Source organism: Rahnella perminowiae, from assembly GCF_019049755.1.
In the GTDB taxonomy this organism is placed as follows: Bacteria; Pseudomonadota; Gammaproteobacteria; order Enterobacterales; family Enterobacteriaceae; genus Rahnella; species Rahnella perminowiae.
Genome location: NZ_JAFMOS010000401.1, coordinates 1 through 7,776 on the forward strand (window position 1 = coordinate 1; position 7,776 = coordinate 7,776).

Consider the following 7,776-nt stretch of genomic DNA (forward strand, 5'->3'; position numbering starts at 1 on the left):
TTATCAAAATGATATTAATTACCATTAGCAACAAAATCCAAAACAAGGTTTTCTGCTAAATATTTTTACAAATCATTCACATAACAGCGTAGGTTTTTACCCGCTATGTAACGGGTAACTTTGACAACGAGGAAACAGCAATGCATTCAGTTCACTATGAGGATTATTTACAAGCCAAAGAAGCTAATCCGGGTAAATATGCCCGCGATTTGGCGGAAATGTTGGGGATCAGCGAAGCGGAACTGACAGCTTTGCGTGTTTCACATGATGCCGCACGTCTGGATGTTGATGCACGGACCTTACTGGCTGCTCTGGAAAATGTCGGCAGCACTAAATCGATTACCCGCAACGACTTTGCCGTACATGAGCAGGAAGGTCGCTATGAAAATCAACATCTGAGTGGTCACGCCGGTCTGATCCTTAATCCCCGCGCGCTGGACCTGCGTCTGTTTCTGCAACACTGGTTGTATATTTTCAGCCTGTCAGAAAACACGGCCCGTGGTGTTCGCCACAGTATTCAGTTCTTCGATGCGCACGGCGATGCCGTTCATAAGGTGTATAACACCGATGAAACTGACATGGCGGCATGGAATGCGCTGATTGCGCAGTACAAAAGTGACGTCAATCCGCCGTTGCAGATAGAGGCAGTTCCTGAAACGCCGGCCCTGATGGCCGCAGATACCCGCACTCTCGATGCTGAATGGCGCGCAATGACCGACGTTCATCAGTTCTTCCAGTTGCTGAAACGCCACGACGTCACCCGCCAGCAAGCATTCCAAGCCGTCGGGGACGATCTGGCATGGCGTGTGGATAACGGCTCACTGACGCGTTTACTGAATATCGCCAAAGATGACCAAAACGAAATCATGATTTTTGTGGGCAACCGTGGCTGCGTGCAGATTTTCACCGGTCAGATCGAAAAGGTCATGCCACACGGAGAATGGATCAATGTCTTCAACAAACAGTTCACCCTGCATCTGGTGGAAAGTGCCATCGCGGAAAGCTGGATCACCCGTAAACCCACCAAAGATGGTTTTGTAACCAGCCTGGAATTGTTTGCCGCTGACGGTACGCAGATCGCACAACTGTATGGTCAGCGTAGCGAAGGCACGCCTGAACAAACTCAGTGGCGGGAACAGCTGGCGCAACTGTCCCAGCAAGGTGTGGCTGCATGAAAACAATGTTGAAAATGCTGGCCGCTGTTACAGCGTTGCTGGTGACGCCGGTGCTGCATGCCACTGAAAAACTGGTCAGTATTGGCGGTGACGTGACCGAAATTATCTACGCACTCGGTGCTGGCGACGAATTGGTCGCCCGCGACAGTACCAGCTTGCGTCCGCAGGCGGTACGTAGCCTGCCGGACGTCGGTTATATGCGCCAGCTCAGCGCTGAGGGAATTTTGTCTATGCATCCTTCGCTGGTGTTGAGCAGCGAACTGGCAGAGCCGTCATTGGTGTTGCGGCAGCTTGAGCAGAACGGTGTAAGAGTGGTTCGTGTGCCGGGTACACCTTCTGCGGATACCGTCCCGCGTAAAATCGTCGTAATTGCGGCGGCACTGAACCGGCAGTCAGAAGGTGAAAAACTCATCGCGACCTATCGTTCGCAGATTTCAGCGATTCGCCACGATGCCCTGCCGGTAAAAATGCTGTTTGTGATGAGCCATGGCGGCATGTCATCGATGGCAGCCGGTCAGGATACCGCGGCAGATGCGATGATTACCTCTGTCGGGGCGAAAAACGCTATGCAAGGTTTCAGCCGCTACCGTCCGCTGTCCCAGGAGGGCGTGATTGCCAGTGCGCCGGATATCCTTTTACTGACCGCTGACGGTGTTAAGACACTTGGCGGGATGGAACAGGTGTGGAAATTGCCTGGCGTTGCTATGACACCGGCCGGTAAGAATCAGCGCGTACTGGTCATTGATGATATGTCACTGCTGGGCTTTGGTTTGCAAACGCCAGAGGTGATGGCTCAGCTACGCCATGCTGCGGAACAGGTAAAATGAGCAGCATGAGCCCTCCGGTGTTATCGCGTCGCCGCGCGCCAGTCTGGGCGCTGACTGGCATCGGCTGCGCTCTGCTGGTGTTAGCCGTGATGGCGGTGAATACTGGTGCGATGTCACTGTCGCTAAGAACGCTTCTCGGGCGTCCTTTTGACGATAGCTTATGGCAGGTCTGGCTGACCATTCGCCTTCCCCGCGTACTGCTGGCTATGGTAGTCGGTTGTGCGCTGGCAAGTTCCGGTGCGGTTATGCAGGGATTGTTCCGCAACCCGCTGGCAGATCCTGGCCTGCTTGGGATCAGCAGTGGCGCAGCGCTGGCGGTTGCGCTAACCATAGTAATGCCGCTGGCTTTACCGCCATTACTGGCACTTTACAGTCACATGATCAGCGCATTCGCTGGCAGCCTGGCGATTTCTGTCATCGTCTTTACGCTGAGTCGTTTTGGTCATGGCGGATTGTCGCGCTTGCTGCTCGCCGGTATTGCCATTAATGCCTTATGCGGCGCGGCGGTCGGTGTACTGACCTATGTCAGTGACGATCAGCAATTACGCCAATTTTCATTGTGGAGCATGGGCAGTCTCGGGCAGGCGCAATGGCCGACGCTGGCCGTGGCGTCTTCGCTGATCCTGCCAGCCTGCATTGCGTCGTTTTTCATGGCACGACGCCTGAACATTCTGCAGTTAGGGGAAGAAGATGCACATTACCTCGGTGTGAATGTCCGCCGTACGCAATTGCAACTTTTGCTGCTTAGCGCTCTGCTGGCCGGGGCTGCCGTCGCAGTTTCTGGTGTGATTGGTTTTATCGGTTTAGTGATCCCGCATCTGTTGCGGATGCGTATTGGTGCTGACCACCGCTGGCTTTTACCGGGTTCGGCCCTGGCGGGCGCCTGCCTGCTTTTGCTCGCTGACACGCTGGCCCGCACGCTGGTCGCTCCGGCAGAAATGCCGGTAGGATTGCTGACCAGCCTGATTGGAGCGCCTTATTTTTTATGGTTGATCCTGCGCCCCGGAGTACCGCGTAATGCCTGATTTCGCTTCATCAATGGTGGCAGAAAACCTGACCTATTGCGTTAATGACCGCCGGTTAATTGACGATGTTTCACTGAGCTTGCAAAGCGGCGAGATGGTCGCGCTGATTGGGCCAAACGGTGCAGGGAAATCAACGCTGATGCGTATGCTGACCGGCTACCTGTTGCCACAAACGGGAAAGATTTCGCTTCAGGGAAGACCTCTTAATGACTGGCCGGCACAGGAACTGGCGCGTACGCGGGCAGTTATGCGCCAGAACAGTACCCTAGCGTTTGGCTTTAGCGTGCGCGAAGTCCTGACACTCGGGCGTTCACCGCACGGCCAGCACAATATGCAACGGGCACTTACTGAGGTCATGACGCAAACCGGTTGTCTGGATCTGGCAGAAAGGGATTACCGCCATTTATCGGGCGGCGAACAACAGCGGGTTCAGCTGGCGCGGGTGCTTATCCAGCTCTGGCAACCCGAACCTTTCCCACACTGGTTATTTCTGGATGAGCCTACGTCGGCACTGGATTTATATCATCAGCAACACGCGTTGCGTTTGCTGCGACAGTTAACCCGGCAAACACCGCTGGCGGTGTGTTGCGTATTGCATGATCTCAATCTCGCGGCGTTGTATGCCGACCGGATTATTTTATTGCACAGCGGTAAATTGGTCGCCAGCGGGACGCCCGCTGAGGTACTGAGCGAAGCCACCCTTAGCCACTGGTATCAGGCAGATTTGAACGTCTGCCTGCATCCGGAAACCGAATTGCCACAGATTTTCTTACGCCAGTAAAGACGACTCAATAAAAATGCCACACAGGAATGTGGCATTTTTTATGTCAGCTTGAACAGGAAATTTCGAGATGTTTCCCCCAGTCGGGCGGCAGTTTCGCCATCTCGTCATACTGAGGAGCATCACTGTAAGGGTCACGCAATGCCTGATGAAGTTGCTCCAGCGCACTGATATCATCCACTTCAGCCCTTTCGATGGCTTTCTGTGCCAGATAATTTCTCAATATAATACGCGGATTGCTTTGTTTCATGGCGTCCTGTCGCGTTGCATCATCAACATCTTCCGTTTGTAAGCGCTGGCGGTAGGCCTGGTACCAGCTGTCGAAAGCGTCACGGTCAATGAATTCATCCCGCAACGGCGATGTGGCTTGCCTTTGTTCTGTCTGGCTGAGCAACCTGAAGGTCTGGGTGAAATCCCTGCCCTCTTTTGCCATCAGGCTCAACAAACCGGTGAGCAGATGGTTATCCTGTTTATTCTCCGTAAAGAAGCCCAGTTTACCGCGCATCAGCGTGCCATAGGCTCTCATAAGCGCGGGTTCATATTCGCCAAGCGCAGTTTGTAGCTGTTCTGCAGACATCAGACCGGATAATGTTTGTGCCAGACGATGCAGATTCCAGAATGCCACCGCAGGCTGATTATCGTAGCTGTAGCGTCCCTGATGATCGGAGTGATTACAGATATAACCTGGCTGATAATCGTCGAGGAAGCCATAAGGACCGTAATCGATGGTCAGCCCGAGAATCGACATATTGTCGGTATTCATCACACCGTGGGCGAAACCAATACTTTGCCATTGCGCTATCAGCCGGGCAGTACGCTCCACCACCTCGGTAAACCATTGCTGATAACGTAACGCATCAGCCTGGTGATTTTCCAGCAACTGAGGCCAGTGATGTGCGATGACGTAATCTGCCAGCTGCTTCACCTGCTCAGGCTGTTTACGGTAATAGAAATGCTCGAAATGACCGAAACGGATATGACTTTCTGCCACACGAATCAACATCGCACCGCGCTCAGGCTGCTCGCGGAAAACCGGCTCATCACTGGTGGCAATCGTCAGCGCGCGCGTTGTCGGTACCGATAAATGATGCAGCGCTTCAGAGGCCAGAAACTCACGCACCACAGAACGTAAAACCGCACGGCCATCGCCCATCCGTGAATAAGGTGTCAACCCTGCCCCTTTAAGGTGCCAGTCGAAGCGTTTTCCTGAAGGTAAAACCTGTTCGCCCAGTAAAATACCGCGTCCGTCGCCCAGTTGCCCGGCCCACTGGCCAAACTGATGCCCGCTGTAAACCTGAGCCAGAGGTTCCATGCCCGGGAAAATTTTTTCACCGCACCAGTATTGGCGATGTTCAGCATCAAAAAGTGATTCATCCAGTCCCAGTTCACGCGCCAGCGGTTCGCTGTGATAAAGAAGTCTTGCGCCTTTTAGCGGCGTCGGTTGCAACTGTGTGTAAAAGCCAGGTAACTGCTCAGCATAATGATGTTCAAATCGCGGCATAAATCCCCCTTTTTGATAGTGTAGGACTGCAGGGCATTAATTAACACGGAGGAAATGCAGGGAGATTATTATCCGCAGATATCAAAAATCCCGGAACAGCAGGTGCTGGCCGGGATCCTGAGCGTAAAACTGCGTGTCACGACTAATGAAACTGAGCAGGCCGGATGAGCAGGCTGTCCAGTTCGGCGGGCTCAACACCAGGCCATAGCAATCCCTTCATACCCTGTATATCCGCTTTACGTAACGCGTCGAAATAGTCCTGCGAGTCTAGCCCGTCGACCACAATATTACGGCAAAATCGACTAACATTTCTTACCAGCGAGGGCATTACAATGGTGAAATTTTCACCCTCATATAACTGCCAGAAAAGATTTTTGTCGAGCTTCACCCACTGAAAAAGATGGTCAAAAATGGGTGCCATGGTGATGCTGCCTGAGCCGAAGTTTTCCAGCCACAGTGGAAAATATTTGTTTAATGCCACCACTTGTTCATTATTCCTGCCTTCGGAAAGTCGTGGAAACGACTCACTTAAATTCAGATGAATGAAAGTATATGTGCTGAAAGCATTGCGAAGATTTTCATCTTCCAGCAATAAGGCCACCTGTTTTTCCTCAACACTGATATTCAAAATAACCTGATTATCGGTAAACCATTGGGCATGCTCACACGCCCATATCTGTTGCTCAGTGAGAAATCGTAATAACTGCTGCGGTGTTAACAGGTTCAGAACCAGTTCTGTAGGCATCACTAACTTACTGTCAGCACTGGAAAAACGGCAAATTAATTCTACAGCCAGTAATTTCCCTTCAATGGTGTAAACCGGCTGGCACAGATAGCTGCTGTTAAAGGCCGTATCGAATTGTATTTTCATTTTTGTCCAAAACATCAACGGCACGGCTAATTGATTAATAACTTTTTTGACTATCAATCAGATCATAAAGATACCGGAGCCCCGGGGTATGACCAAAACATTAAAGAAATTGATATCAAGAAAGAGCCTCTCCGATTGTAAGGGTGCTGCGACGATCACGCGAACGGCTGCGAAATCAAAGTTTTTTAAAAATGCCTTGCGCCTTGCGGCCTTCTTTTTGAGCTTTATATCATTCAATGCAGACATTTCAGACTAATCTTATCGCCAGACATAAGAACGTGCAACTTGCCTCGTGAGCGCTACCCGTCATTTTTAATCAAGAATTTCTGTGGTGTTTTGTGCCGATGCACAATAATGGATGTTACTAAATATTTTAGCTAATGGTTATAGTGTCTTATGAAATATTGCGCAAGTAGCAGCATTCACCACCGGGCTTTTTAAGTGGGATCAGTGAGTTTTTATAACGTTTTAATAAACCGGCACTATCCGCCATCAGGCCGGTACCATTGCGGAGAAAAAGTATAGGCGCAGTGCAATCTAGCAGCATCCGGAGGCCATCCTTTCAACGGCCTCTGGAATCCCCGCCGTTATCTGATACAGCGCACCAGCCAGTTTTGCAGTTCAGTCAGTTCAGCCTGCATCGAGGGATAGAGGGCCATGATATGCTGGCAGGTTTGCCTGACCTCCTGCGCATGATAGCGCGTTCCTGCCAGTTTTCGGCTAGCCGGCCTGAGTATGAAGCGCAGACGACGTCGTAAGGGTCTGGCGACTGAGCGGCTTCCGCTGCTTCGCCCGGATGCGCCCAATCTGACCTGGTCAATGGATTTCGTCATGGATGCACTGGCCACCGGTCGCAGGATCAAGTGCCTTACCTGCGTCGATGACTTCACAAAGGAATGCCTGACTGTCACTGTTGCCTTTGGGATTTCAGGCGTGCAGGTCACGCGTATTCTGGACCGTATTGCGCTGTTTCGCGGCTATCCGGTTACGATAAGAACTGACCAGGGGCCGGAGTTTACCTGTAGAGCACTTGACCAGTGGGCCTTTGAGCATTGCGTGGAGCTGCGGCTTATTCAGCCCGGTAAACCGACACAGAACGGATTTATTGAGAGTTTTAACGGACGCTTTCGCGATGAATGCCTGAATGAACACTGGTTTAGCGACATCAGCCATGCCAGGAAAACCATCAGTGAATGGCGTCAGGATTATAACGAATGTCGCCCACACTCCACGCTGAATTATCAGACACCGTCTGAATTTGCAGCGGGCTGGAGAAAGGGTAATTCTGAGAGTGAAGGATCCGACATTACTAACTGAGCCTTGTATCTAATACTGGGGGGAGGTCAATTTTCACAGCCTTTGTATTATCCATATTTAACAAGGAACAAATTGTAGAATTGGGTAGCTCATCTGATATTATTAGTGCTTTGTGTAATATTGCACTTGCAGCGACTGCTGTTTATGCCACTAAGAAGTGGTTTCAACAAAAACTATTATCTAACACATTAGATGTATCGCATAATCGACATTAACTCCAGTTACAAATTTGATTGAGTCATTACCCCCATGTAAAGTAAAGTGGGGGTTATATTATCC

The 7,776-nt window shown here is 51.1% G+C and carries 7 protein-coding genes and 1 pseudogene; 6 read left to right on the forward strand and 2 right to left on the reverse strand.

What is annotated here, in order from left to right; all coding sequences use genetic code 11:
• The first annotated feature begins 140 nt into the window (after positions 1-140).
• The 4 genes from J1785_RS05520 to J1785_RS05535 are packed head-to-tail and all read left to right on the forward strand — an operon-like array spanning position 141 to position 3,808.
• The gene (locus J1785_RS05520) at positions 141-1,175 is read left to right on the forward strand and encodes a hemin-degrading factor (RefSeq protein WP_217218981.1); all 1,035 of its coding nucleotides are present in this window, start codon (positions 141-143) and stop codon (positions 1,173-1,175) included.
• Positions 1,172-2,002, forward strand: a complete 831-nt coding sequence (locus J1785_RS05525) for a heme/hemin ABC transporter substrate-binding protein (RefSeq protein ID WP_217218982.1) — start codon at positions 1,172-1,174, stop codon at positions 2,000-2,002. Before J1785_RS05520 ends, J1785_RS05525 begins: the two co-directional genes overlap by 4 nt.
• Positions 1,999-3,027, forward strand: coding sequence for a FecCD family ABC transporter permease (locus tag J1785_RS05530; protein WP_274388850.1), 1,029 nt, complete (start codon positions 1,999-2,001; stop codon positions 3,025-3,027). The genes J1785_RS05525 and J1785_RS05530 overlap by 4 nt, the downstream gene beginning before the upstream one ends.
• Positions 3,020-3,808: a heme ABC transporter ATP-binding protein gene (locus J1785_RS05535; protein ID WP_217218983.1), complete on the forward strand. Its 789-nt coding sequence runs from the start codon at positions 3,020-3,022 to the stop codon at positions 3,806-3,808. The genes J1785_RS05530 and J1785_RS05535 overlap by 8 nt, the downstream gene beginning before the upstream one ends.
• Before the next feature lie 46 nt (positions 3,809-3,854).
• Here J1785_RS05535 and J1785_RS05540 read toward each other — a convergent pair whose 3' ends face one another.
• A complete protein-coding gene (locus J1785_RS05540) occupies positions 3,855-5,309 on the reverse strand; it encodes a protein adenylyltransferase SelO (protein ID WP_129990439.1) in 1,455 nt (484 codons plus the stop codon).
• 142 nt (positions 5,310-5,451) lie between these two features.
• Positions 5,452-6,237: an EAL domain-containing protein gene (locus J1785_RS05545; protein WP_235173062.1), complete on the reverse strand. Its 786-nt coding sequence runs from the start codon at positions 6,235-6,237 to the stop codon at positions 5,452-5,454.
• A gap of 31 nt (positions 6,238-6,268) precedes the next feature.
• Between J1785_RS05545 and J1785_RS05550 the strand changes: the two genes are divergently transcribed.
• Together J1785_RS05550 and J1785_RS05555 are read left to right on the forward strand one after the other, a co-directional pair.
• Positions 6,269-6,436, forward strand: a complete 168-nt coding sequence (locus tag J1785_RS05550) for a hypothetical protein (RefSeq protein WP_217157670.1) — start codon at positions 6,269-6,271, stop codon at positions 6,434-6,436.
• A 443-nt stretch (positions 6,437-6,879) separates the two neighbouring features.
• Positions 6,880-7,497: pseudogene (locus J1785_RS05555) on the forward strand (IS3 family transposase); the annotation flags it as partial.
• Positions 7,498-7,776: the final 279 nt, after the last annotated feature.